This window comes from Micrococcus sp. EYE_212 (assembly GCF_023147585.1).
GTDB lineage: Bacteria > Actinomycetota > Actinomycetes > Actinomycetales > Micrococcaceae > Micrococcus.
Window position 1 is genome coordinate 1 of the sequence record NZ_JAHXOZ010000020.1, and the last position, 24,160, is coordinate 24,160.

The following is a 24,160-nucleotide window of genomic DNA, read 5'->3' on the forward strand; positions in this document are numbered from 1 at the left end:
CAATCTCCAGCAGCTCCAGACCACCGGAGGGCGCCCCACAGACGGCCCCCAGAGCCCGGTAGCGGGGCTCATCCCCGCCGAACCACTGCACGAGGTCATCCTCGGTCGTGGCGTGCGTCTGCCAGGCACGCAGGGCCGGGGCCTTGCTGCCGTCGTCGCGGACGGGGATCACGTTCACCCCGTGGGCGTGCAGCTCACGGGCGGCGTCGATCAGTGCGGCGCTCAAGAGGCGTACCCCCCGTCGAACTCGTGGACCGGGGTCAGCCGGCACAGGGTGATGGACGCGGCCTGTCCGCGCATGACGGCCCGATCCTGGGCGCGCTGGGCGGCGGGAAGGTTGAAGTAGACCGAACGGCGATAGCGGACTTCTCCGGCGCTCTGTCGGGCCACGAGGACCACGAAAACGCCGTTCAAAAGATCGGCGGGTCGGGGTAGAATGGCGGTGGTGATCTTCTTCGAGGGGGCCGCTTCGTGGGCGACGGGGCGGCCCTTCGTCATGTCCAGGTTCACGCGCGTGCACCTGCCTTCATGGCGGTGCGGCGCTCACGATCCACATTGCGTGCGGCGGTGTCTCCGGTCGGATCAATCCAGCCCAGCCGGCGAACGTAGGTCACGGGATCGGCGCAGGCGATGAACTGGGCCAGGGCGGCACCGTCCATCGTCTGAATGCGGGACAAGTGGCGCTTGGCCCACGAGCGGCTGACGCTGGGGAACGTGGCGCAGATGACGTCCACGGCCGCGCGCTTGTCGCGCTGTTTCAACTCGTGCTGGAAGGCGTAGAGGGTCACCCCCTGCCCGGCCCCGCGCGTGACGCGGGTCTGAAGTTCGGTGGGGGCGCTCAACGGGCATCAGCTCCCCGCAGCTCGGCCAGGGAGGTGACCGGCACGCGCAGGGCGTGTAGGTCGGCAGGATCAATGCGGATGAGCCTGGGACCGTACCGGTAGGCGCGGAGGTCGCCGCGCGCGATCATGCGGCGGACGGTGTTGGGAGACGCCCCCAGCAGCGTGGCAGCATCAGAGATGGTGAGTTGGGCAGTGAGCGGAGAGAGGGGACTCGATCCGCGGCCCTGGGAGTGTGCAGAGGCTCGCAAAGTCACGACATGCCTTCCATGATGGAAGTGGGGCCGTTAGGCCGCCGGTCCGGGTGGACCGTCGTGAACTCTTACAGGCGATGCCTTTCTCTGCTACGCGCGGCGCATACTACGCCGTAGAGCTAAGGATACATGCGGCACCAGCGCCCTTCAAGTCCGCCATTACGTGCTCACTGGGGCGCGGTTCCCAGCTCAGCGGTCAGCGCAACCAGGCGCCGCCGCTCGGCGTGCTGGTAGACCTCCACGGATTTTCCGTCGCTGTGGCCGGCGTAGGCTTTGAGCTCGGCCGTGGTGGCGCCGGCCTGGCCCAGACGGGTGAGGGCGGTGTGCCGTAGGCCGTGCCAGGTGAAGTTGTCCACGGTCGGCAGCCCGTCCCGCTGGCGCTGGGCGTTGAGCTCCGCCAGCGCGGCGTTGAACCGCTTGCGGATCGTGTTCGGGTTGTTCAGCTGGTTCCCGCCGCCGACACGCGGGAACAGCAGCCCGTCAGGTCCGGGCGCCGCGTGCTCGTCCAGGTGGGCGGCGAGGTCGCCGGCGATCACGGCCGGCACGGGGATCTCCCGGCGGCCGGCCTCAGACTTGGGCGACTCCTCGCGCACCCCGGACCCGCGGGCCTGGACCTGGGACTCGACGCGAATCCACGTGGTGCCCTCGGCGTCCGTGGTGACGTGCCGGCGGCGCAGGGCCAGCACCTCCCCGATACGCAGGGCGCACCACCCGGACAGCAGTACGGCCAGCCGGTCGGGGGCCGGCATGAGGTCGGCCAGGGCGGACAGCTCGGCGTCCGTCAGCGTCTCCCGGTTGCGCCGGGGCAGGTTGGGGCGACGCAGACGTCGGGCGGCCAGCGGGGGTACGGGCGAGGTCAGCAGCCACGGGGTGAACGTGCGGGGGAGCTCGGCGGCGTCGCCGGTGGCCCACTTGAACAGGGCGGCCACCACCCGGTGGACCTGGGCGGCACCGGCGGGACTCTTGGACTCTTCCAGGTGGTCCAGCCATGCGTTGAGGTCCAGGGCGGTCACGTGGCCCACGGGCCGCTCTCCGAATGTGGGTAGGAAGTGCGCTTCCAGGTGGCGCCGGTAGGTGTAGACGCTGCCGAGCTTGAGCCCTCGGGCCTCCTGCCAGGACAACCACGCCTCGGCGAGCTCGCGGACGGTCCGGGCGTCAGCCGCCGCCTGGGCGCGCCGGGCCTCCCGCTCGGCCTTGAGCTGGGCGCGACGCTCGGCCGGCGGAATGAACGTGTCACGGGCCCTCTCGGCGCGGGCGATGTCCAGGGCGGCGCGGGCGTCTCCCAGCGTGGCGAACGTGCCCAGCGAGTGCTGCACGCCGTCAACGCCCAGACGCGCCCGGTACATGCCTCCGGGGTTCCGGGTGATGCCCTGGGGCAGCTTTCGACGGTCCGCCATGCGCCCCCCTCTCAGGTCTAGTCTTCCAGTGGTCTACGTCTATGGTACGTTGTGACCACTCGTGAACGTGCATGGCACATGGGAAACCAGCCAGAATCCGCGTAGACAAGCGGAAAGGGCCGGAATCTCAACGATTCCGGCCCTTCCTGGCGGAGACGGGGGGATTTGAACCCCCGGCTCAACTTTCGCCGAGCCCTTCATTAGCAGTGAAGTCCATTCGGCCGCTCTGGCACGTCTCCATCCGTTCCGTCGGCGCCGTGACGGCGTTCAGGGAACCCGGTCAGCTTAGCCTGCGCGGGGGAGAGAGGGCAAAGGCTCTGCGCCGGGGATCGTCGTGCACCGTCTGCACCGCCGCCGGGCGCCCGTTCCCCTGCCGGGACAGAGAGGGCTCAGGCGAAAGGGCCCCGGATCACCGTGGTGATCCGGGGCCCTTTCGGCCTCACTCGACCTCAGCGGCCGGGCGTCGCGTGACTCAGATGCGGTCGTTGCGATCGTTCAGGTCGGCGCGATCGGTGGTGGTGTCACCGTCGATCTTGACGTCCTCGTGGCGCAGCTCCTCGGAGACGGTCTCGGTCTCCTGGATCTGGCGCTTGCCCAGGGACACCTTCTCGGCCTCCACGGTCTTCTCGACGACCGGGGTCTCCTCGTAGGTGGTCACGGAGACCTCGCCGTCAGCGTCGGCGCGACGGGCCTCGGCGGAGTTGGGATCCACGGACTCGCGCTCCACGACGACCTCTTCGCGGGTGACGGGCACCTCCACGGTCTCGGTGGTGGTGTAGGACTGCTTGCGCAGACGCACACGGCCGGAGGCCTTGCGCTCGGTGCCGACGTTCAGGTGCTCGTCACGGACGACGACGCCGTCAGCGTCGTTCACCTCGCGGCGGTCGGTGTCGACGACGTCACGGTCGGTGTCGACGACGTCGCGGTCGGTGTCGACGACGTCGCGGTCGGTGTCGACGACGTCGCGGTCGCCGACGACGCCGGCGGTGGTGTCCACGTCGCGGCGGTCCTCCACGTGGCCCTCAGTGGCGGTGTACTCCATGGAGTAGTACTCGTAGATGCGCTGCTCCTCCTGCGGGGTCAGCGAGCCGTCGGCGTCCACGTTCGGGGCATCCTTCACGAAGGCCTTCTCGTAGGGGACGGTGATGCCGTCGGCGGTGGTCTGCGCCTGCTGCAGCGGGATGAAGGTCTCGTTGGCGCCGAAGAGGCCGGTCTTCACGGTCACGAAGGTCGGCTCGTTGGTGACGTCGTCCAGGTAGACCTGGCCGACGGAACCGATCTTGTCGCCATCGGTGGCGTACACGGAAGCGTTCTGAAGCTGATCAAGCATGTTGCGGTCCATGGTATTTCTCCTTCTGGGTTGGGCTTTTTCTTTCCCGTACGACAAGAACAATTCCTCACGAGCGTCCTCCGCGTCAACCGTCGATCCACGACTTGCGGTTATTCCCAGGGTTCTCACAGCCGGGAGGGAAGCACCCCCCTCATTCCGCGATCTGTCAAGGATTCGCCGCGAGATCGCCTCTCGGCTCGACCTCGAGGATCGGCGGATCCCACGCCTTGACGGAAGGCGATAGGGTGTGGTTTTACGCGGGCGAGGCTTCGGACGAGTCCGGAAGGAATCCCAGGAGGCAGTGTGCAAGATTCTAGAGAGGGCGTCCGTCGCCTCTCGATCGTGGGCGCCGGGCCGCGCGGCGTCATGCTCCTCGAGCGGCTGCTGGCGCACCTCGAGCAGGGGAGCCTCCACCGCTCTCCCGCGCTGAGCATCCATGTGGTGGACCCGTACCGGCCGGGACCCGGACGGGTATGGCGGACGGACCAGTCCGAGCTCTACTTCATGAACACGCCGGCCTTCTACCCCACGGCGAGCGCGGCCGACAACCCCGGGCTGCGGCCCTCGACGGCCGCCCTCTCCTTCGACCAGTGGCGCCGGGTGAATCCGCAGGAGAGTCGTGGCGTCCAGCGGCACCAATACCCTGCCCGCGCCGCGTACGGGCGCTATCTGCGCCACCTCTACGACACGGTGGTGGAGATGCTGCGGGCCCGCCCCGAGGTGGTGGAGGTCCGGGAGCACCGCGCCGAGGCGACCGCCCTGCACCCGCGGCCCGACGGCGGGGCGCAGCTCACCCTGCGCCATGCCGGCGGCGAGGAGAGCCGGCTCGAGGCGGACGCCGTCGTGCTGTGCCTGGGCCACCAGCCGGCCGAGCTGAGCGCGGGACAGCGCCGCATGGCGGAGGCTGCCGAGGCATCGCCGCACCTGCACTACCAGGGCCCGCAGATCCCCTCGGACGTGCACTGGTCCGCGGTGGAGCCCGGTGCGTCCGTGCTGGTGCGCGGCATGGGCCTGAACGCCTTCGACCTGATGGCCCAGCTGACCCTCGGCCGGGGCGGCGCGTTCCACCGGACCGGAGACGGGGCCGGCCGGGCGCTGCGCTACGAGCCCTCGGGCCGCGAGCCCTCCCTGCGCCTGATGTCGCGGCGCGGCGTGCCGTACCTGCCGAAGGCGGAGGTGGACGCGTTCGTTCCGCGCGGAGTGGCGCTCTCCTACCTCTCCGACGCCGTCGTCGACGGCCTGCTGGCCGAGCACGGGGAGCTGGACCTCGCCGAGCACGTCTGGCCGCTGCTTCACCGGGACGTGGTGCGCCACTACTACGCGACGATGGCGCGCACGCAGCCGGAGATCCTCGGCGGGCCCGTGGCGGCCCGCCGCTTCCTCGGGGAGCTCGTGGGCCTGCTGGAGGAGGCCGGGCGGGGCGCCCCCGTCACGTCGATGCATGCGGCGGACCTGCTCCGCCAGTACGCACCCGACCGCGGCTTCCTCGACATCCTGGCGTACGCCGAGCCCTTCCGGGACCAGGTGTTCGACAGCGACGAGGAGTACCAGGCGGCCGTGTCCCACTACGTGGGGCAGGCCTGCGGGGAGGCGGCGCGCGGCGAGGGCTCCCCGTTCATGATGGCGGTCGGCGCCCTGCACGCCGGGCGACTGCGCATCAAGCAGTGGGTGGCGCAGGGGCGGATCACCGAGGCGTCGAGGATCAAGGACGTGCAGGGCTGGTTCGAGCCCCTCGTGGAGGGGCTGGCCTCGGGCCCGCCCCTGTGGCGCGTGGAGCAGATGCTGGCCGTGCACCGGGCGGGCCTGCTGACCTGGTCGGGGCCGTGGCCCACGGTCGAGGCCGACGGCGAGGACGCCTTCCGCGTGCACAGCCCTCAGGTGGGCGCCGCGGACTCCCGCGTGCCGGCGGCGGCCTCGGGGACGTGGCTCGTGGAGGCCATGATGCCGCCCAACCGCGTGCGCTCCGCCTCGACGCCCCTCGTGCGCCAGATGCTGGCCGACGGCGTGGCGGCCACCGGCGTCTGGGAGGACGAGGAGGGCGCCCGGCTCCCCTCGACAGGGTTCGACGTGACCGGACGGCCCCACCGGCTCCGCGCCGCTGACGGCCGCGTGCACGAGCGCATCCTCGTGCTCGGTCTGCAGCTCTCCGGGGTGCAGTGGGGCACCGCGATCGCCGCAGAGGCGGGTGCGGACCCGGACGGCCGCGCCCTCTTCCTCGGGGACGCGGATGCGGCGGCCCGCGTCTTGCTCGGAGGCCGACCCGCGGGGTGAGCACGGGGGACCGGTCCCCGCGCTGACGCGGTGGGGCGGGCCGACGACGACGGCGGGGCCGCCCGGGATCATCTCCCGGGCGGCCCCGCCGTCGTGCGAGGGGTCAGCCGATCAGCCGGCGGCGGGCACGAGGACCCGGCCCTTGCCCTTGCCCGGGTGGGAGCCGTCGTGGCCCTTGCCGGGGTGCATGCCGGTGCAGCGCATCCACTCGGCGGCGGAGAAGCCGCCGTTCCCCTTGCCCTTGCCCTTGGACGGGTGCGTGACGTCCTCGCACTGGCCGCCCGGGGCCGGATCGGTGGGATCCGTGGGATCCGTGGGATCGACCGGGTCCACGGGGTCGACCGGCTCGGTCGCGGGGGCGTCGAGCTGCATGCCCACGAGGATCGGGTTGTGGTCCGAGGAGCGCCACTGGTCCGGGGAGTAGAAGTCCTCCTCCACGTAGTCGTGGCGCGAGTACTCGAGGGCCACGGACTCGTTGGCGTTGATCATCCAGATGTCCTGGCCCGTGATCGCGGCCGAGGCCGCGGGCGAGGCGTAGATGCCGTCCAGGCTGCCCACGCTGCCGCCGAAGACGTACGAGTACTCGTCGGTGAGCGCACCCTGGGAGATGTAGCCGGCCTCCTCGAGGACGCGGATGGGGTCCTCCTTCTCGTAGGAGTTGAAGTCGCCCATCAGCAGGACCTTGTCGGTCCCGGCCAGCACCTTCATCTGCTCCGCGAAGGCCACGAGGGCCTCGGCCTGGCCGACGCGGTCCGCGTTGTAGGCGCCCTGCCCGTCGCCGGAGTCCACGTTCTCGCCGGTGGCGCCGGAGCCGCCCTTGGACTTGAAGTGGTTGGTGATCGCGATGAACTCGGTGCCCTCCACGCCGTCGCCGGAGGCGTCCGCCACGCGGAAGACCTGGGCCATGGGCTCGCGGGCGTTGTCGAAGTTCACCTGGTCGTCCAGGATCACGGACTCGCCGACCGGGGTGACCTCGGCGGGCTGGTAGATGAAGGCGCTGCGGATGACGTCCTCGTCCTCGACGGCGGGACGGTCCGCGGGGGAGGCGACGTACGCCCACTTCTCGTAGCCCGACTGCTCGTTGAGGGCGTCCACCAGGTGCGCGAGCGCGTGGTCGCGGTCCAGGCCGAACTTCTCGGAGTTCTCGATCTCCTCGAGGGCCACCACGGAGGTGTCCATGCCGTTGATCGCGGCGGCGATCTTGGCCTGCTGGCGAGCGAAGGCCTCATCGGTGTAGGCGCCGCGGGGGAGGCAGTCCTTGGTGGCCACCGGGTCGCCGTCGTTGTCGTAGTAGGCGGAGCAGCCCGGCACATCCTCACCGAGGGTGGTGAAGTAGTTCAGAACGTTGAAGCTGCCCACGGTCACGTTGCCGCCGAGCTCCTCCGGGGCCGCCTCCTCCACGCGCGTGTTCTCGATGGAGACGGGCTGCACGGTCGACGCCGTGGCGTCGGTGAGGTGGCCCAGCGGCTGGAAGGACCACGCGCCGAAGCGGTAGTCCAGGATGACGCCGGTGGTGAACTCGAGGCCGGCACCCACGCGGACGGGCTGGTCCGCGTCGAGGTAGGGCAGCGGGTTCTGATTGCCGGGGGAGCGGAAGAAGTTCACGGTCGAGCCGTCGTCGAGGACGATCAGCTTCTCCGCGTTCGCGGCGGCCACGGCCTGGGCGTCGGCGCCGGGCAGCGCGACCGACGTCGGGTTGTCCAGCGGATCGGTGCCCGGCACGATCCCGAGCGAGCCGTACTGGTTCAGGCTGTAGTTGTCCGTCACGGTCCACTCGCCCTGGGGGGCGAGCAGCTCGCCCTCGTGGGCCTCGCGCTGGGCCTCGGTGAGGGGGAACTCCACCGCGGTGGGGGCGACGGCGGCGCCGTCGGCCAGGGCGGTCACGCCGCCGGCGTCCACGCGGATCTGCGTGAGGCCGTAGTACTCGGAGACCGTGCCGGTGACCTGCACGTGGTCGCCCATCGCGACGGTGCCGACCGTGTCCGGGGAGTACACGAACAGGCCGTCCGACGCGCCCGGGCTGGCGTCGACGGCGTCGCCGCCGGTGCCCGCCGTCTGGATGTAGTAGCCGTTGTAGCCGCCCGTGGAGTACACCGCGGTGACGACGCCGGTGGTGGCGACGGACTGGCCCTCGAGCGGGGACACGGCGCCGGTGCCCTGGATCTCGGCGATGGTGACGTGCTCCACCGGGGCGGGCTCGACCGGGTCGACCGGATCGACGGGGTCGGTCGGATCCGTGGGCTCCGTGGAGGAGCTCGTGGAGTTCATCGGCGTCACGTCGGCGGTGACGGTGAAGTCCGCGGAGTTGTCGTTCGTGTCCACGCCGTCCGCGCGGGTCAGAGACTTCGGGTCCGCGTTGGCCGAGGGGGCGCCGGAGGGAGCGGTCTCGTAGGTGTTGGTGGAGCCGTAGCCCAGCAGGTCGGCGACGCCGGCGGTCTCGTCGGTCACGGAGCCGACGGGCAGACCCGCCAGGGTGCCCGCCTGGTCCGCGAGCACGATGGCGCCCTTGGTGCCGGCGGGGTTGAACGAGCCGCCCGCGTTGAGGTCCGGCGTCGGGAGCGCCTCGCCGGAGGTGCCGTTGGAGCCGCCCTGGATCAGGAAGTGGCCGTGGGCCGGGACCACGCCGCTCAGGGCGACGGTGTTGTTGGTGGCGCCCGTGCCGGTGCCGGAGCGGTACTGCAGCGACCAGCCCTCAAGCGAGATGGGCTCGTCCGTGGGGTTGTAGAGCTCGACGAACTTGTCGGTGTACACCGCGTTGGCGGAGCCGCCGTTGGTGTACGCCTCGTTGATCACGAGGCTGTCGCCGGAGGGGGAGGCCATGGCTGGGCCGGCCACCACGGCGGGGGCCAGCAGGGTGAGGGCCGCGAAGACGGCGGCGGGGCGCGTGCGGCGCAGGGAGATCGGCATGATCGTTGTCTCTCTTCTCAGTCTGTCGTCGTCTCAGCGGCCGGTGGGGGCGGTGCCGAAGGCCTTGCGGAAGCGCACGAGCGCACCCGCACCGAGCGCGGCGATCCCGGCGAGCCACCACGCGGCCTCATCGCCGGTCTGCACCTTGGTGGGGACGGTGTGCTCGGCGGTGTCGGACTCGGCCGGCTTGGCGGGCTTGGCCGGCTTCTCCGGGTGGCCGGGCTGCGCGGGCTGCGCGGGCTTGGCGGGCTTGGCGGGCTTGGCCGGCTTCTCCGGGTGGCCGGGCTGCGCGGGCTTGGCGGGCTGAGCAGGCTTCTCCGGGTGGCCGGGCTGCGCGGGGACGGCCGGCTCGGCCGGCTGAGCCGGGGTGGTCGGCTCGGTCGGGTCGGTCGGCTCGGCGGGGACCTCGGCGGCCAGCACCTCGAGGGCGTGGCGCACCACGGTCTCGGTGCCGTCGGCGTAGCGCACGGTCATGCGCAGCTCACCGGCGCCGGCGGTGGCCGGGGCGGTGATGCCCGAGAGGGTCACGGTCTCAGCGCCGGCGGGCACCTCCACGGTGCCCAGCTCCACGGCGGTGCCGTCCGTGCCCACGAAGGCGACGTCCACGGCGGTGGCGGCGGGGGCGCCGTCGGAGTCGATCACCAGGTCGCCGAGGGTGAGGACGATCTCCTCGCCCGCGGTCACGGTGGCCGGGGCGCCGGTGACCGGCACGCTCTTCTTCGCGTAGTCGGGGGCGACGGCGCCGTCCTCGGCGGCCTGGGCCCGCGCGTAGTCCTCGACCGCCTGGGAGTCGAGCAGGCCCGTGTTGACGAAGTTCTCACGGCCCTGCGCGAAAGCGGAGTAGCCGTCGGGGGCCTTGGCCGGGTCGCCGAGGGCCACCCAGGTGTCGTCCGCCAGGAAGGACTGCGTGGCCACGGTGTACATGGCGTCCATGTCGATCGGCTCGCCGTCGATCCAGATGCCGGTGACCTTGTCGCCCTGGGCGCGGGAGTCGTCGTAGGTCCAGGTCAGGTTCTCGGACCAGCCGAGGGTGAAGCGGCGCTCGCCGTCGCGCCAGTTCTGCTCGATGGCCTCCTTGATGGAGGAGCCCGGGATGTCGAAGTAGGCGATGGTGTTGCCGAACGGCGCGACGTCCAGCAGCTCGCCGAGGGTCAGCTGGCCGGTGAGGTCGCCCTTGGAGGTGAACGTGCCGCCGTCGTTGAACTGGTCCTCGAGCAGCTCGGAGCGCAGGCCGCCGGGGTTGGTCACGCCGAGGTCCACCGCGGGGTTGACGGCGGAGGCGGCGTGCTTCACGGCGTCGCCGACCCAGTTGCCCAGCGTGGTCTCGGCCATGCGGGTGCCGCCGGCCTTCCACGGCTTCCCGGCCTCGATGAGCTTCCGGTAGTCGGTGGTGATCGAGCCGTCCAGGTCGGCGACGACCTCGGACTGCATCTCCTCGAAGACCTTCACGGCCTCCTGCTCGATCTCGTAGACCTCGGCGGTGACGGCCGACTCGGCGGCTGCCTCGGCGGGATCCTGGGTGGAGCGCTCCAGCATCTGCTGCGTCACCGAGGTGACCTCGCCGGAGGCGTCCAGGGTGAGCTCGACGGCGGCGAGGTTCTTGCCGGACTGCGCGGCCTGCATCACGGGGCGGGCCACGCCGCCGTTCTCGGTGGAGTACTGGTAGAGCTGGTGGGTGTGACCGTTGAAGATGACGTCCACGGCGGGGACGGTGTCCTCCACCATGCGCTGGAAGACCTCGCGGTCGGCGAGCTCGGAGGCCAGGTCGCCGCTGCCGGCGGCGCCGTCGTGGTACGAGGCCACGATCACGTCCGCGGAGCCCTCGTTCTCGATCTGCGTGGCCACCGCGTTGACGGCGTCCACCATGTCGATGACCAGGTTGCCCTCGAGGCCGGCGCCCGTGGTGGTGGCGTACAGCTCGTTCGGGGAGGCGCCGATCACGGCCACGCGCACGCCGTTGACCTCGCGGATCACGTGGGAGGTGAGGACGGGCTCCTTGGAGGTCGGGTCCACGAAGTTGGCGGAGAGCACCGGGAAGTCGGCGCGCTCGGCGACGCGGCCCTGGAGGTCGTCCAGGCCCTTGTCGAACTCGTGGTTGCCCGCGGCGAGGGCCTCCAGGCCCAGGGCGTTCATGATGTCGATCGTGGGGTTGTCCTGCTGCACGTTGGAGACCGAGGCGGAGCCGCCGATCAGGTCGCCCGCGGAGGTGAGCAGCACGGAGTCCGCGCCGTGCTCGGCCTCGAACGCGGTGCGGTAGTCCTCCACGGTGTCGGCGAACTGGGTGCCCGAGTAGCCGGAGGAGAGGGCGCCGTGGAAGTCGTTGAACGAGAGGATCGAGATGGTCTTCTCGTCCGCCGCGGACGTCTCGACGGCGAGGGCGGGCATGGCGCTCGCGGGCGCGAGGATCAGGGTGGTGCAGACGACGGTGGCCGCGGTGCGGCGGCTGAACAGGCTGGACATGGTTCTCCCCGGGGTGCGTGGTGATGAGGCGGTGCCGCGCGGTGCGTGGCGCATCACCCCCGATCACAGCACCGTGAGGTGACCTCCGGATGAACGCCGGGTGGGGAGAGAATGACGGGTGAGTGGGGCCAGCGCCGGGCGGCGGCGGCCCGTGCTGGCCGCCGCCGCCCGGGACGGCGCGGATGGTGTGGGATTCGAACCCACGGTGCAGGGTTGCTGCACACCGGTTTTCAAGACCGGGTCCTTCGGCCGCTCGGACAACCATCCTCGACCGCGGTCCGCTCTCGAACCGCTCGGGCAACTCTACCGACTCGCCCCGCGGGAGGCTCGGGCCCGGTGGCCGCCGCGCCGCGGGCGGGGAGATGATGGGAGGAGGAGTCAGGACGCGGAACGAGGCGAGGAGACGTCATGGACGAGCACGGGACGAGTGCAGAGGCCGGGCACGGGGAGATGCTCGCGGTGCGGTACACGGGCGGGGAGGGCGACGCCGGGATCCGGGCCGCGCGCGAGGCGCGCCCCGCCGTCGGGCCGGGGGAGGTGCTCGTCCGCGTGGCCGCCGCGGGGCTGAACCGGGCGGACCTGATGCAGCGCGCCGGGGTGTATCCGCCGCCGTCGGGCGCCTCGGAGATCCCCGGCCTCGAGGTGTCGGGCACCGTCGTGGAGGTCGGCCCGGCGGCCGGGCTGCCGGGGGAGGGCCGGTTCGCCGTGGGCGACGAGGTGTGTGCGCTGCTCGCCGGCGGCGGGTACGCGGAGTACGTGGCCGTCCCCGCGGGCCAGCTCATGGCGGTGCCGGACGGGGTGGACCTGGTGGACGCGGCCGCCCTTCCGGAGGTGGCGTGCACGGTGTGGTCCACGATGTCCGAGCGAGGCGGCGTGCGCGCGGGCGACGTCGTGCTCGTGCACGGGGGCTCCGGCGGGATCGGCTCGTTCGCCGTCCAATACCTCGCGGCGATCGGCGGGCGCGTCCTCTCCACGGCGGGCGGGCCGCAGAAGTGCGAGCGCGTCCGCGCGCTCGGGGCCGAGGACGTCTTCGACCACCGGGCCGCCGAGCCGGGCGCGTTCGCGGAGTGGGTGCTCGAGCGCACGGGCGGGCGCGGGGCGGACGTGATCCTCGACGTCGTCGGCGGGCCCTACCTGGACGCGAACGTGCGGTGCCTGGCGGAGGAGGGCCGGATCGTCGTGATCGCCGCGCAGGGCGGGGTCAAGGCCGAGGGGTTCAACCTCATGCGGCTCGTGGCCAAGCGCGGGTGGCTCACGGGCGCCACGCTGCGCTCGCGGCCGGTGGTGGAGAAGGCGCGGATCGTGGCGGGGACGGAGAGGGCCGTGTCCCCGCTCGTGGCCGCGGGGCGGATCGACCTGTCCGTGGCGGCGCGCTTCCCGTTGGCCGAGGCGGCCGCCGCGCAGGAGTGGTTCGACCACGCCGCGCGTGCGGGCAAGGTCCTGCTCGTGACGGACCCCGCCGACGCGGATCACGCGCCTGGCGAGCCCGGCGACGGCGCCGCGGAGGCCCGCGCGTGAGGGGGCCCTTCGCCCGCTTCCGGCAGGGGCGCAGCGACGACCGGGAGCTGGGCACCGGCCTGTGGCGACGCAGCCACGACCGCTTCGTGCGCGCGATGGACCGCTACTGGCAGGTGGTCCAGGACGCGCGCAGCCCCAGCGCGCTCACGCCGGAGGAGCACAACGGCGTCGTCTACGCCGGCAACGTGCTCGCGGACCGCGTCCCCGCCGTGCGGGCGCTGTGCGTGCGACTGCAGGAGACCCACCCCGGCGACGGCGAGCACATCCCCACCGCGGTGTCCGAGGTGCACCGGGAGCTCTCCCGGGCCTCCCACGAGCTCGCCGCCACGGCCCAGGCCGCCGCGATGTTCCGGCTGGGCCAGGGGACGGCGGACGCCGTGAGCCGCCACGCGGAGCGGACGCTCGGGCACGTGGCACGCGCGGAGGAGCTGGCGTCCCGGGGGTGATCCGCCCGGGCGCACGCCCGCGCCGGTCCCGGAACGGGAAGGACCCCGCCGCCTCGAGGAGGTGACGGGGTCCGTGGGAGCCCCCTGCCGGATTCGAACCGGCGACCTGCTCTTTACGAGGGAGCTGCTCTGGCCAGCTGAGCTAAGGAGGCACGTGACCGGCAACGGCCACGGCAGTCCATCATACCCGGTTCGGAGCGCCGATTCCACCGGCACCCGATATGCGATCGTGACCGGATCCTCCGGCGGCGTTCACCCGGCCGCCATGCGCCCGTCAGCTGGCCGGGATGGACTGGGGTCCAGCCGATCCCACCCTTGGAGCCGTCCCATGCGCCTGCACCCCGCCGCCCCCGTCCGTCTCGGCCCAGGCCACACCGTTCCCCGGGCCGTGGGCGGGAGGCCCGCCGAGCCGTCCGCCGTCCCCGCCCGGTCTCCGCGCCCCTCGGACGTCCCGCTGCGCCTGGCCGTGGTGGACATGTCCGGGACCTCGATCGTGGAGGGAGGGCTGCAGGACACCGCGTTCTCCGAGGCCCTCGCGGCACACGGCGTGACGCCTGGGACGCCCGAGCACGATCGGGCGGTCCGCACCTTCGAGCAGCAGCGGGGCACCTCCCGCAGCGCGGTGTTCCGAGAGGTGTTCCCCGAGCGCGCGGCCGCGCTGGCCGCCACCCGCTCATTCGAGACCGCCTTCGACCGGCTGCTCGCCGAGCACGGCGTGCGGGCCGTGCCGGGGGCGGAGGAGGCGCTCACGCGCCTGAGGGAGCTCGGCCTGGACCTGTGCCTGTGCACCGGATACGCCCGCCACACGCAGAACATGATCCTCGAGTCCCTGGGCTGGATGGGCCTCGCGGACCTCAGCCTCTCTCCCGACGACGCGGGCCGCGGCGTGCCCTACCCGGACATGACGCTCACGGCCCTGCTCGCCCTCGACCACGAGGACGTGCGCAGCGTGCTCACGGTGGGGGACACGGCCGCCGACATCCTGGCGGGGCGCCGCGCGGGCGCGGGGCTGGTGGTGGGCGTGCGCTCGGGGGAGGGCGACGCCGGGCAGCTGTGGGAGGCCGGCGCCGACCACGTGGTCGACTCGCTCGGCCAGGTCCCCGGGCTCGTCGAGGTCCGCGGCTGACTCAGCCGCGAGCGCCGGAACGGGCCCGGCGCGGCAGGAGCGCGAGCATCATGGCCTCCAGGGCCAGCTGCTCCGGCACGTTGCCGGCGAGCCGGGTCCGGGCCTGGGCCACGGCGTCGATCCGGGCCACCACGTCCGCCGAGGAGCCCGCGGCCCCGCGTGCGTACGCCTCGATCTCCGCGCGGCGGTGCTCGTTGATCAGCTCGCCCTCCGCGCCCAGCTGCACGCGCAGCACGTCCCGGAAGAGGCCGATCACGTCGATCATCGCCCGGTCCAGCGCGTCCCGCACGGAGCGCTTGCGGCGCCGGGCCTGCTCCTCCTCGAGGCGCTTGACGTGATGGCGCAGCTTGGGCGGCACGGCCTCCGAGCCCTCGATGCCGAGCGCGCGGCGCAGCCCGGCCAGCTCCTCCGCGTCCCGCGCGGCCGAGGAGGACTCCGCCTCGGCGCGGGAGACCTCGGCCAGCTCGGCCGCCGTCGCCATCGCATCGGAGACCGCGGTGGCCCGCAGGGGCAGGGAGAGGACGGCCTCCCGGCGGCGCAGCGCCTCGGGGTCCCGGGCCAGGCGCCGGGCCATGCCCACGTGGGACTGCGAGATCCGGGCGGTGAGGAGCGCGGTGTCCGTGTCCAGCCCGTCCCGGCGGTGCAGCAGCGCGGCCACGTCCTCGACGGCCGGGATCCGCAGGGTCACGAGCCGGCAGCGGGAGCGGATGGTGGGCAGCACGTCCGCCGGGGAGGGCGAGCAGAGCATCCAGACGGTCCGCTCCGGGGGCTCCTCGATGGCCTTGAGCAGCACGTTGGTGGCCCGCTCGGTCATGCGGTCCGCGTCCTCCATGAGGAAGATCCGCCACCGGCCCGTGGCGGGGGTGGACTGGCCGGTCTCCACGAGGGCGCGCACGTCCTCGATCCGGTAGCTCACGCCCTCCGTGGCCAGCACGGTGACGTCCGGATGCGTCCCCGCCAGGGCGGTGCGGCACGCGTGGCACCGCCCGCAGCCGCGCTGCAGGGGATCGGGGGACTCGCACTGCAGGGCGGCGGCGAAGGCGCGCGCCGCCGTCGAGCGCCCGGAGCCGGGAGGGCCGGTGAAGAGCCACGCATGCGTGGGGCGCTCCTCGGCCGCGGCGCGCCGCAGCTGGGCCACGACCGCGTCCTGGCCCGCGAGGTCGGCGAACACGCCGGCGGTCTCCGGCGCCGTCTCCCCGATCATCGGGCCGCCGCCGTCAGGACGCGCTCCACGATGCGGCGGGTCAGCTCCTCCGGCGGGCGCGCCGCGTCCAGCACGAGGTAGCGCGCGGGCTCCTGGTGGGCGCGGGCCAGGAACGCGGCGCGCAGGGTGCCGTGGGCCGAGGCCGTCTCCTGCTCCATCCGGTCCGGGGCACCGCCCCCGGCGCGCTCGCGCCCGGTGCGGCGACCGGCGGCCGTCTCCGGTTCCGCGTCCAGCAGCACGGTGAGGTCCGGGACGAGCCCGTCCGTGGCCCACGCGTTCAGCTCGGCGATCCGCGGCGCGCCCAGGCCGCGCACGGCCCCCTGATAGGCGATCGAGGAGTCCACGTACCGGTCCGTGATCACGACGCGCCCGGCCGCGAGAGCGGGGCGCAGCGTGCGCTCCACGTGGGCGGAGCGGGCCGCCGCGAAGAGCAGGGCCTCCGTGCGCGGATCCACGGGGGCGTGCGCCGGATCCAGGATGAGCGCCCGGAGGAGCTCGCCCAGGTCCGATCCGCCGGGCTCGCGGGTGAGCAGCACGTCCCGTCCGGCCGCGCGCAGGGCCTCAGCGAGGGCGCGCGCCTGCGTCGACTTCCCGGAGCCGTCCGTGCCTTCGAGGGCGACGAACAGGCCGGGATGCGCTGCTCCGGGGTGCTCGGGCGAGGTGCTCACCCCCCGAGCCTAGACGGAGGGGTGGACGCCGAGGCACCCTGTGGACGACGCCGCCCGGCGCCCCCCTGCCTCTAGACTGGCGGGCATGAGCGCTCCCATGGTCTTCGCCCTCACGTTCGAGCACTGGCTGTTCCAGGCGATGGCGCTCGTGGCCGTGGGCGTCGAGATCTGGGCGTTCGCGGACGTGCTCCGCCGCGGCCCCGCCGAATTCCTGCGTGCCGGCCAGCGGGACCGCAGCTTCTGGCTGCTGCTCACCGGCATCGCGCTCGCGGTGGGCGCGATGGGCCTGCTCATGGGCGCCGGCCTCGGCATGTTCAGCATCGCTGCGGTCTGCGTGGCCGCCGTCTACCTCGCCGGTCCGCGCGGAGAGCTGCGCCTCTACAGCCGCTGAACGCTCCGCCTGCTCGGCCGCTGAGGGCTGAGGCTCCGCGCCGCTCCCGCCCGCATCACGCCGACGGCGCCACCGCGTCCCAGCGCACGCTCAGCTCCCCGCGCCGCCACTGGTGCGCGCGCCCCAGCACCGGCCACCCCTCGGTCCGCAGAGCGTCCGCCGTCGCGATCCAGCGCTGCCTCGGCCCGTAGGGCGCGAGCGGGGCGAAGCGCTCCCACGCCGCGTCGGCGGCGGCGAGGAACCGGTGCACGGGCTCGCCGGGCACGTGCCGGTGGATGAGGGCCTTGGGGAGGCGCTCGGCGACGTCGCTGGGCCGGGCGAAGGCGCCGAAGCGCATCGCCACCGTGAGCGAGTGAGGCCCCTCCGGGCGCAGGTCCACCCACGCCGCCCGCCGCCCGTCCTCGGAGCACGTGCCCTCCACGAGCACGCCGCCCTCGGCGAGGCGGGACCGCATCATGGCCCACACGTCGGGCACATCCTCCTCGCGGTACTGGCGCAGCACGTTGAAGGCCCGCACCACCGTCGGCGCGCGGGGGACCGCCAGTTCGAAGCCGCCCACCTCCCATGTCAGCCCGGGGACGCCGGCTGCGCGCTCACGGGCACGGGCCACGCGTGCCGGGTCGATCTCCAGGCCCGTCAGCTCGAGCTCCGGGTTCACGGCGCGCAGGCGGTGGAACATCTCGACGGCGGTCACGGGCTCGGCGCCGAAGCCGAGGTCCACCACGAGGGGCCTCGGGGTGCGGCGCAGCAGGGGGCCATGGACGTCGGCGAGCCAGCGGTCGACCCGGCGCATGCGCTGGGCGAAGGTCGTGCCCCGCGTGACGTGCCCCTGGGGCCCGCGCGCCACGCCGCGGGCCGCCGTCACGGGCGCGCGCAGCCGCCGGGCCTTCTCCACCATGGCCGCCAGCCTAGGCGAGCGCTCCGGCCGCCGGCGGACGTCGGAGGCGGGCCGCAGCGGGGGCCGTCCCTGGCCCGGCGTGAGGGGGCCCCGCCTATCATGGGGCCATGGCGAACACCACTTACACGCTGGTCCTGCTGCGGCACGGCCAGAGCGACTGGAACGAGAAGAACCTCTTCACCGGCTGGGTGGACGTGCCGCTCACCGAGAAGGGCCGGGCCGAGGCGACGCGCGGCGGTGAGCTCATGGCGGCCGAGGGCATCGCCCCGGACGTGCTGCACACCTCCCTGCTGAAGCGCGCCATCACCACCGCCAACCTCGCGCTCGAGGCCGCGGACCGCCAGTGGATCCCGGTCAAGCGCGACTGGCGCCTGAACGAGCGCCACTACGGCGCCCTCCAGGGCAAGGACAAGGCCCAGGTGAAGGAGGAGTTCGGCGAGGAGCAGTTCATGGTGTGGCGCCGCTCGTTCGACACCCCGCCGCCCGCACTCGACGACTCGTCCGAGTTCTCTCAGGCCGGGGAGGAGCGCTACGCCGAGCTGGGCGACGACGCCCCGCGCACCGAGGCCCTGAAGAACGTCATCGACCGCCTCCTGCCCTACTGGGAGGCCGAGATCGTGCCGGACCTCGAGGCCGGGAAGACGGTGCTCGTGGCCGCCCACGGCAACTCGCTGCGCGCGCTCGTGAAGCACCTGGACGGGATCTCCGACGAGGACATCGCCGGCCTGAACATCCCCACCGGCATCCCGCTCGTGTACGAGCTGGACGAGGACCTCAAGCCCGTCACCCCGCACGGCCGCTACCTGGACCCGGAGGCCGCCGCAGCCGGTGCCGCCGCCGTGGCCGCGCAGGGTCAGAAGCACTGACGTCCCCACGCGCGACGACGGGCCGGGCCCCCTCCTGTGAGGAGGGGGCCCGGCGCGTGGTGCAGGAGGAGTCAGGCGCCGTTGGCGTCCGCGCCGCGGTGGTGGTGGCATTCGCCCGTCACCAGGTAGCGGACCTTCAGCGCGACGGCGAGACCGTGGTCGGTGAACCGCTCGAAGTATCGCGAGGCCAGGGTGACGTCGGTGGTCGTGGAGGGCGAGGCTGTCCAGTCGGGTGACGCGATGGCCCGGAACACGGACAGGTGCAGGGCGTTCACGTCCACGTTCAGGGCGTGGATGCGGTCCGCGTGGGCCAGGTCCAGGGTCTCGAGCAGGAGGACGGCCTCCTCGGCCACCTCGACGGCGGCGTCCGCCAGCTGCGTGAAGACGGGGCGCACGGCCTCCGGGATCACGTGCTCCGGGTACCGCAGCCGGGTGAGCTGGGCGATGTGCCGGGCGAGGTCGCCCATGCGCTCCAGCGAGGAGCTCATCCGCAGCGAGGCGACGACGGTGCGCAGGTCCGTGGCCACCGGGGCCTGGAGGGACAGGAGACGGACGGCCTGATCGTCGAGGGACTCCTGGAGCATGTCGATGCGGGCGTCCTCGGAGATGACCCGCTCCGCTCCGTGCACGTCCGCGGTCTCGAGCGCCGTGCGCCCGTCGAGGGCGGCGCGGTGGACGAGGCGGGCGATCTCCACGAGGTCGCGTCCCAACCGGTCGAGGTTGGCGCGGTACAGCTCCCTCATGACGTCCTCTCCGCGTGCGGGCGCACCGTCTGCCGTGCTTCCTGCCGTGCTGCGCCCCTTCAATGAAGCATTCACCATGTCAGGTGGAGGTGAACACGGCATGAACGGCGCCCGGCGGCGGATCGACGCTCTCCTGGCCGCCCGGTCGCCCCGTGCCGCAGGCTAGGCTGGGCGCGTGGATCCCGTCATCATCGGCCTCCTCTGCGGACTGGTCGGACTGCTCATCGGAGTGGCCTCCATGCTGGCCTTCCGGGCATCCGAGCGCTCGCGCACGGTGGACCTGGCCGTCGAGGAGCCCACTCTCGCTCCCGGCACCGCGGAGGTTCTCTCCGTCATCGGCCGTGCCTACGTGGTGGTGGACGCCGTCGACGGCGTGGTGCGCGCCAATCCGTCCGCCTACGCCTTCGGCCTCGTGCGGGGCCACTCCCTCGTCCACGAGCAGCTGCGCGAGTTCACGGGCGCCGTCCGCTCGGACGGCGTGATCCTCGAGCGGCGGATCGAGCTCTCGCGCGGCCCGCTGGCCCCCTCGAGCCTCGTGGTGGAGCTGCGGGTGGCCCCGCTGGACGAGGAGTACATCCTCATCCTCGCCGACGATCGCACGGACCTGACCCGCACGGAGGCCATGCGCCACGACTTCGTGGTCAACGTGTCCCACGAGCTGAAGACGCCCGTGGGTGCCATCTCCCTGCTCTCGGAGGCCATCGGGGACGCGGCGGAGGACGAGGAGGCCGTGCGCCGCTTCGCGATGCGCCTGGGCATCGAGTCGAAGCGGCTCACCGCCCTCGTGCAGGACATCATCGAGTTCTCCCGGCTCCAGGCCAAGGACGTGGTCCAGGAGGGCCGCGCCGTCGACCTGCGGACCGTGGTCCTCGAGGCCGTGGACCGCCTGCGCCTCACGGCGGAGGCCCGCGGCATCACCCTGAAGGTCGGCGGCCGCATGGACGCCATGGTCCACGGGGACCCGGACCAGCTGATGACGGCGGTGCGCAACCTCATCGACAACGCGGTGCGCTACTCCCCGGACGGCACCACCGTGGGCATCGGGCTGAGCGCGCACGACGGGCTGGCCCAGGTGACCGTCACGGACCAGGGCATGGGCATCAGCCCGGAGGACCAGGAGCGCGTGTTCGAGCGCTTCTACCGCGTGGACGCGGCCCGCTCCCGCCAGACCGGCGGCACGGGCCTGGGCCTGAGCATCGTCAAGCACGTGGTGATCAACCACGGCGGCGAGGTCACGCTGTGGTCCCAGCCGGGACGCGGCTCCACCTTCACCATCCGGCTGCCCGAGTGGGAGGACGACGGCAGCCCCGTCGTCGGCGGGCAGGCCGGCACCCATGTCACGCAACGCCGCGGTCATCGAGTGACCGCATCGGCCGCACCCCGGAAGGAGATCAGCGCATGAGCCGCATCTTGATCGTGGAGGACGAGGAGTCGTTCAGCGACCCGCTGTCCTACCTCCTCAACAAGGAGGGCTTCGAGGTCACGGTGGCCGCGGACGGCAACGAGGCGCTCGCGGAGTTCGAGCGCTCCGGTGCGGACCTCATCCTGCTCGACCTCATGCTCCCGGGGATGTCCGGGACGGAGGTCTGCCGCCAGGTGCGCCAGCGCTCCAACGTCCCGGTCATCATGCTGACCGCCAAGGACTCGGAGATCGACAAGGTCGTGGGTCTGGAGATCGGGGCGGACGACTACGTCACCAAGCCCTACTCCTCCCGTGAGCTCGTGGCCCGCGTGCGCGCGGTCATGCGCCGCCAGGGGGAGCCCGAGGAGCTCGTGGCCTCCGCCGTGGCCGCCGGCCCGGTGCGCATGGACATCGAGCGGCACGTGGTGGCGGTGGACGGCCAGCAGGTCTCCCTGCCGCTCAAGGAGTTCGAGCTGCTCGAGATGCTGCTGCGCAACGCCGGCCGCGTCCTCACCCGCGGCCAGCTCATCGACCGCGTGTGGGGCTCGGACTACGTGGGGGACACCAAGACCCTCGACGTCCACGTCAAGCGCCTGCGCTCCAAGATCGAGCCGGACCCCTCGAGCCCGCGGCATCTGGTGACCGTCCGCGGCCTGGGGTACAAGTTCGAGGCCTGAGACCGGCCGGCCTCCGCGCGGGACGACGTCGGCCCCGCACCTCCGGCGAGGAGGATGCGGGGCCGACGTGGCGGTGCTGGGCTCAGTGGCCCTCGCCGTAGTGCAGGCTCTCCTCGTGGAGGTGGCCCTCGAGCTCCTCGTCCGAGGGGCTGACGCCCTCGGGCAGCAGGTCGCGGTACTGCTCCTGCGTGGCGGACATCAGCGGCACCCGGGCCTCGGTCTCGAAGCCCTGTCCCTTGATGACCACGGGGAGCAGCTCGCCGACCCAGGCGTCCTTGCGCTCCAGGGCGATGTCCTGGTCTTCGAGGACGACCGTCTCACCGGCGGGCACGTCGACGGTGGCGGAGCCGCCCGTCGGCGTGGTGAAGGTGTACGCCATGTCCTGGTCCGAGGGGTTCTCCAGGGAGCCGATCAGGCGCGCCGGACCCGAGTCCCCTGCGCCCACGAGGAGGAGGTTGGAGTAGCGGATGAACCCCTCCGAACTGCCGTTGACGCCGTCGGAGGCGGAGTACTGGATGCCGGTGGCGACGGGGCTCACGGCGGAGCAGCCGGTGACGCCCAGGAGGGCGGCGGCGGCGACGGCGCCCGCGGCGAGGCGGCGCCGGGCGGGCCGGGTGGCGGCGAACTTCACGGGGTTCTCCTACAGGTGCGAGGGCGGAGGGGCCCGGTCGGGGCCTCACCCGTCAGGGTACCGCATGGCCGGATGCCGCCCCCTGATCGCTCCGGCGGCCCCACTACCACAGGGAGCGGCCTGGAGAGGGGGGACGCGCGCGGGGAAATGGCTTATCCGTGATAGAATGAGCCGTCTGGAAAGGGGCACATCACATGGTTTTTGAGGTCGGAGAGACCGTCGTCTACCCCCACCACGGTGCTGCGCGGATCGAGGAGATCAAGATGCGCACCATCAGGGGTGAAGAGAAGATGTATCTCAAGCTCAAGGTGGCGCAGGGTGACCTGACCATCGAGGTCCCGGCGGAGAACGTGGACCTCGTGGGAGTGCGTGACGTCGTGGACTCCGAGGGTCTGGACCACGTGATCGAGGTGCTGCAGGCCGAGCACGTCGAGGAGCCCACCAACTGGTCCCGCCGGTACAAGGCGAACCTGGAGAAGCTCGCCAGCGGTGACGTCAACAAGGTCGCCGAGGTCGTCCGCGACCTGTGGCGCCGCGACCAGGACCGCGGGCTGTCGGCCGGGGAGAAGCGCATGCTCTCCAAGGCGCGCCAGGTGCTGGTGTCCGAGCTCGCGCTCGCCAAGAAGACCTCCGAGGAGGAGGCCGAGGGCATGCTGGACAAGGTGCTCGAGGGCTGACCCTCCGCCGTCGCGGACGGATCGGAAGACATGGGCAGGATCTGCGTCGGAGACGCAGGTCCTGCCCATGTCTGCAGGTCCTGCAGTGCGGGCCGTCCCTAGGATGGGGGCCATGCCCACCGCGCTCGTGATCGCCGCCGCCGGCTCCGGCACCCGCCTCGGCGCGGGGATGCCCAAGGCCCTCGCCCCGCTCGCGGACGGGCGTGCCCTCCTCGCCCACTGCCTGGACGCCGTCGCCGCGGCCCGGGACGCCGGAACGTCGCTGGACGCCGTCGTCGTGCTGGTCCCCGCGGACCCGGACGGCGGTGCGCGGGTCCGCGCGGTCGTCGCCGAGGGGCGGGCCCGGCTCGGGGCGCCCGTGGCCTGCGTGCCCGGCGGCGCCGAACGGGCGGACTCCGTGCGCTCCGGGCTCGCCGCCGCCGACCGCGCCCTGGGGCGCGGGGTGCCCGGTCCGCGCCACGTCCTCGTGCACGACGCCGCCCGCGCGCTCACGCCGCCGGCCGTGTTCGCCGCGGTGCAGGAGGCGCTGGACGCCGGCGCCGTCGCCGCGATCCCCGGAGTCCCGCTGACGGACACGGTGAAGGAGGTCGTGCTGGCGGACGCAGGAGCGGCGCCGGGCGAGCGGACCCTGCGCCTCACGGTGCGCGGCACCCCGCCCCGCGGCGGACTGCGCGCCGTCCAGACCCCGCAGGGCTTCGACCTGGACGCGCTGCTCGCCGCCCACGAGGCCGTCCGCGCCGATCCCGCCCGGGACGCCGCCGCCCTCACGGACGACGCCATGGTGATGGAGGCCGCGGGCCATGCCGTCGCGGTGGTGCCCGGCCACGCCGAGGCGTTCAAGGTGACCACCCCGCTGGACCTGGACCTGGCGGCCGCGCTCCTCGCGCGCCGCCCCGCCGACCGCACGCCCGACGAGAGGACCGCCATGGCCGACGCCACCGCCACCCAGACCCCCGCCCTCCCCGTGCTGCCCCGCACCGGCATCGGCACGGACATCCACCAGTGGGCACCCGAGGACGCCCCGCGCCCGCTGTGGCTCGGCGGGATCCACTGGCCCGGCGAGCGCGGCGTCGCCGCCACGTCCAACGGCGACGTCGCGGCCCACGCCATGTGCAACGCGCTGCTCTCCGCCGCGGGCCTCGGCGACCTCGGCGCCGTCTTCGGCACGGATCGCTGGGAGATGAAGGACGCGACGGGCGAGGCCATGCTGCGCGAGGTGCTGCGCCTGCTGGCGGAGGCCGGCTTCCGTGTGGGCAACGTGGCCGTGCAGGTCATCGCCCCGCGTCCCAAGGTGGGCACGCGCCGGGCCGAGATGGAGGCCGCGCTCTCGGCCGCGCTCGACGGCGCCCCCGTGTCCGTCAGCGCCGCGACGACGGACGGGCTGGGGTTCATCGGAGCGGGCGAGGGGCTCGTCGGGCTGGCCACGGCGCTCGTGGTGCCCGCCCACTAGGCTGA

23 protein-coding genes and 3 tRNA genes are annotated in these 24,160 nt (G+C 72.9%); 10 read left to right on the forward strand and 16 right to left on the reverse strand.

All coding sequences use genetic code 11. The features are described from left to right. From KZX60_RS10890 to KZX60_RS10920, 7 genes are all read right to left on the reverse strand, one after another. The coding region (locus KZX60_RS10890; protein WP_248118337.1) for a bifunctional DNA primase/polymerase at positions 1–226 on the reverse strand (226 nt) is incomplete at its 3' end. Then, positions 223–510, reverse strand: a complete 288-nt coding sequence (locus KZX60_RS10895) for a hypothetical protein (protein WP_248118339.1) — start codon at positions 508–510, stop codon at positions 223–225. The genes KZX60_RS10890 and KZX60_RS10895, both read right to left, overlap by 4 nt. Beyond that, complete coding sequence (locus tag KZX60_RS10900) at positions 507–842, reverse strand: hypothetical protein (protein WP_248118341.1); 336 nt, start codon at positions 840–842, stop codon at positions 507–509. The genes KZX60_RS10895 and KZX60_RS10900 overlap by 4 nt, the downstream gene beginning before the upstream one ends. Further along, positions 839–1,096, reverse strand: a complete 258-nt coding sequence (locus KZX60_RS12030; protein ID WP_348983750.1) for a helix-turn-helix domain-containing protein — start codon at positions 1,094–1,096, stop codon at positions 839–841. Before KZX60_RS12030 ends, KZX60_RS10900 begins: the two co-directional genes overlap by 4 nt. Before the next feature lie 164 nt (positions 1,097–1,260). Next, positions 1,261–2,490 carry a site-specific integrase gene (locus KZX60_RS10910; protein ID WP_248118345.1) on the reverse strand — a complete coding sequence of 410 codons (1,230 nt, stop codon included), beginning with the start codon at positions 2,488–2,490 and terminating at the stop codon, positions 1,261–1,263. 147 nt (positions 2,491–2,637) lie between these two features. Further along, positions 2,638–2,729: transfer RNA gene (locus KZX60_RS10915), tRNA-Ser, on the reverse strand. Positions 2,730–2,962: 233 nt separating this feature from the next. Then, positions 2,963–3,832: a PRC and DUF2382 domain-containing protein gene (locus KZX60_RS10920; RefSeq protein WP_248118346.1), complete on the reverse strand. Its 870-nt coding sequence runs from the start codon at positions 3,830–3,832 to the stop codon at positions 2,963–2,965. Between the two features lie 291 nt (positions 3,833–4,123). Between KZX60_RS10920 and KZX60_RS10925 the strand changes: the two genes are divergently transcribed. Continuing rightward, complete coding sequence (locus tag KZX60_RS10925) at positions 4,124–6,091, forward strand: FAD/NAD(P)-binding protein (RefSeq protein WP_248118348.1); 1,968 nt, start codon at positions 4,124–4,126, stop codon at positions 6,089–6,091. A 111-nt stretch (positions 6,092–6,202) separates the two neighbouring features. Here KZX60_RS10925 and KZX60_RS10930 read toward each other — a convergent pair whose 3' ends face one another. The 3 genes from KZX60_RS10930 to KZX60_RS10940 all read right to left on the reverse strand — a co-directional run bounded on the left by KZX60_RS10930 (position 6,203) and on the right by KZX60_RS10940 (position 11,725). After that, complete coding sequence (locus tag KZX60_RS10930; RefSeq protein WP_248118350.1) at positions 6,203–8,998, reverse strand: ExeM/NucH family extracellular endonuclease; 2,796 nt, start codon at positions 8,996–8,998, stop codon at positions 6,203–6,205. Positions 8,999–9,031: 33 nt separating this feature from the next. Continuing rightward, entirely contained in the window at positions 9,032–11,458 is a 2,427-nt protein-coding gene (locus KZX60_RS10935) for a bifunctional UDP-sugar hydrolase/5'-nucleotidase (RefSeq protein ID WP_248118352.1), read from the reverse strand. 179 nt (positions 11,459–11,637) lie between these two features. Continuing rightward, positions 11,638–11,725: transfer RNA gene (locus tag KZX60_RS10940), tRNA-Ser, on the reverse strand. A gap of 141 nt (positions 11,726–11,866) precedes the next feature. On the opposite strand from KZX60_RS10940, the gene KZX60_RS10945 reads away from it, so the two are divergent. Together KZX60_RS10945 and KZX60_RS10950 are read left to right on the forward strand one after the other, a co-directional pair. After that, a complete protein-coding gene (locus KZX60_RS10945) occupies positions 11,867–12,976 on the forward strand; it encodes an NAD(P)H-quinone oxidoreductase (RefSeq protein ID WP_248118354.1) in 1,110 nt (369 codons plus the stop codon). Next, positions 12,973–13,422 carry a hypothetical protein gene (locus KZX60_RS10950; protein ID WP_248118356.1) on the forward strand — a complete coding sequence of 150 codons (450 nt, stop codon included), beginning with the start codon at positions 12,973–12,975 and terminating at the stop codon, positions 13,420–13,422. The genes KZX60_RS10945 and KZX60_RS10950 overlap by 4 nt, the downstream gene beginning before the upstream one ends. 78 nt (positions 13,423–13,500) lie before the next feature. Here KZX60_RS10950 and KZX60_RS10955 read toward each other — a convergent pair. Continuing rightward, a tRNA-Thr gene (locus KZX60_RS10955) sits at positions 13,501–13,574 on the reverse strand. A 176-nt stretch (positions 13,575–13,750) separates the two neighbouring features. On the opposite strand from KZX60_RS10955, the gene KZX60_RS10960 reads away from it, so the two are divergent. Next, a complete protein-coding gene (locus tag KZX60_RS10960) occupies positions 13,751–14,548 on the forward strand; it encodes an HAD family hydrolase (protein ID WP_248118358.1) in 798 nt (265 codons plus the stop codon). A gap of 1 nt (position 14,549) precedes the next feature. Here the strand turns inward: KZX60_RS10960 and KZX60_RS10965 are convergent, their stop codons facing one another. After that, positions 14,550–15,752 (reverse strand): DNA polymerase III subunit delta', encoded by a 1,203-nt coding sequence (locus tag KZX60_RS10965; protein WP_248118360.1) that lies wholly within the window; start codon positions 15,750–15,752, stop codon positions 14,550–14,552. After that, positions 15,749–16,420 (reverse strand): dTMP kinase, encoded by a 672-nt coding sequence (gene tmk, locus KZX60_RS10970; RefSeq protein WP_248118362.1) that lies wholly within the window; start codon positions 16,418–16,420, stop codon positions 15,749–15,751. Before tmk ends, KZX60_RS10965 begins: the two co-directional genes overlap by 4 nt. 85 nt (positions 16,421–16,505) lie before the next feature. On the opposite strand from tmk, the gene KZX60_RS10975 reads away from it, so the two are divergent. Next, positions 16,506–16,811 carry a DUF2516 family protein gene (locus tag KZX60_RS10975; protein ID WP_248118363.1) on the forward strand — a complete coding sequence of 102 codons (306 nt, stop codon included), beginning with the start codon at positions 16,506–16,508 and terminating at the stop codon, positions 16,809–16,811. A gap of 55 nt (positions 16,812–16,866) precedes the next feature. Here the strand turns inward: KZX60_RS10975 and KZX60_RS10980 are convergent, their stop codons facing one another. Then, positions 16,867–17,709, reverse strand: coding sequence for a class I SAM-dependent methyltransferase (locus KZX60_RS10980; protein ID WP_248118365.1), 843 nt, complete (start codon positions 17,707–17,709; stop codon positions 16,867–16,869). A gap of 107 nt (positions 17,710–17,816) precedes the next feature. On the opposite strand from KZX60_RS10980, the gene KZX60_RS10985 reads away from it, so the two are divergent. Further along, positions 17,817–18,575 carry a phosphoglyceromutase gene (locus KZX60_RS10985; RefSeq protein WP_248118367.1) on the forward strand — a complete coding sequence of 253 codons (759 nt, stop codon included), beginning with the start codon at positions 17,817–17,819 and terminating at the stop codon, positions 18,573–18,575. Between the two features lie 71 nt (positions 18,576–18,646). Here KZX60_RS10985 and phoU read toward each other — a convergent pair whose 3' ends face one another. Continuing rightward, positions 18,647–19,318 (reverse strand): phosphate signaling complex protein PhoU, encoded by a 672-nt coding sequence (gene phoU / locus KZX60_RS10990; RefSeq protein WP_248118369.1) that lies wholly within the window; start codon positions 19,316–19,318, stop codon positions 18,647–18,649. 175 nt (positions 19,319–19,493) lie between these two features. On the opposite strand from phoU, the gene KZX60_RS10995 reads away from it, so the two are divergent. Together KZX60_RS10995 and KZX60_RS11000 are read left to right on the forward strand one after the other, a co-directional pair. Beyond that, a complete protein-coding gene (locus tag KZX60_RS10995; protein WP_248118371.1) occupies positions 19,494–20,720 on the forward strand; it encodes an ATP-binding protein in 1,227 nt (408 codons plus the stop codon). Further along, entirely contained in the window at positions 20,717–21,397 is a 681-nt protein-coding gene (locus tag KZX60_RS11000) for a response regulator transcription factor (protein WP_248118373.1), read from the forward strand. The genes KZX60_RS10995 and KZX60_RS11000 overlap by 4 nt, the downstream gene beginning before the upstream one ends. An 82-nt stretch (positions 21,398–21,479) precedes the next feature. Here the strand turns inward: KZX60_RS11000 and KZX60_RS11005 are convergent, their stop codons facing one another. Beyond that, positions 21,480–22,028 carry a hypothetical protein gene (locus KZX60_RS11005; RefSeq protein ID WP_248118375.1) on the reverse strand — a complete coding sequence of 183 codons (549 nt, stop codon included), beginning with the start codon at positions 22,026–22,028 and terminating at the stop codon, positions 21,480–21,482. A 194-nt stretch (positions 22,029–22,222) separates the two neighbouring features. Between KZX60_RS11005 and KZX60_RS11010 the strand changes: the two genes are divergently transcribed. Together KZX60_RS11010 and ispF are read left to right on the forward strand one after the other, a co-directional pair. After that, a complete protein-coding gene (locus KZX60_RS11010) occupies positions 22,223–22,705 on the forward strand; it encodes a CarD family transcriptional regulator (protein ID WP_248118377.1) in 483 nt (160 codons plus the stop codon). A 112-nt stretch (positions 22,706–22,817) separates the two neighbouring features. Further along, positions 22,818–24,155: a 2-C-methyl-D-erythritol 2,4-cyclodiphosphate synthase gene (gene ispF / locus KZX60_RS11015; RefSeq protein ID WP_248118379.1), complete on the forward strand. Its 1,338-nt coding sequence runs from the start codon at positions 22,818–22,820 to the stop codon at positions 24,153–24,155. Positions 24,156–24,160: the final 5 nt, after the last annotated feature.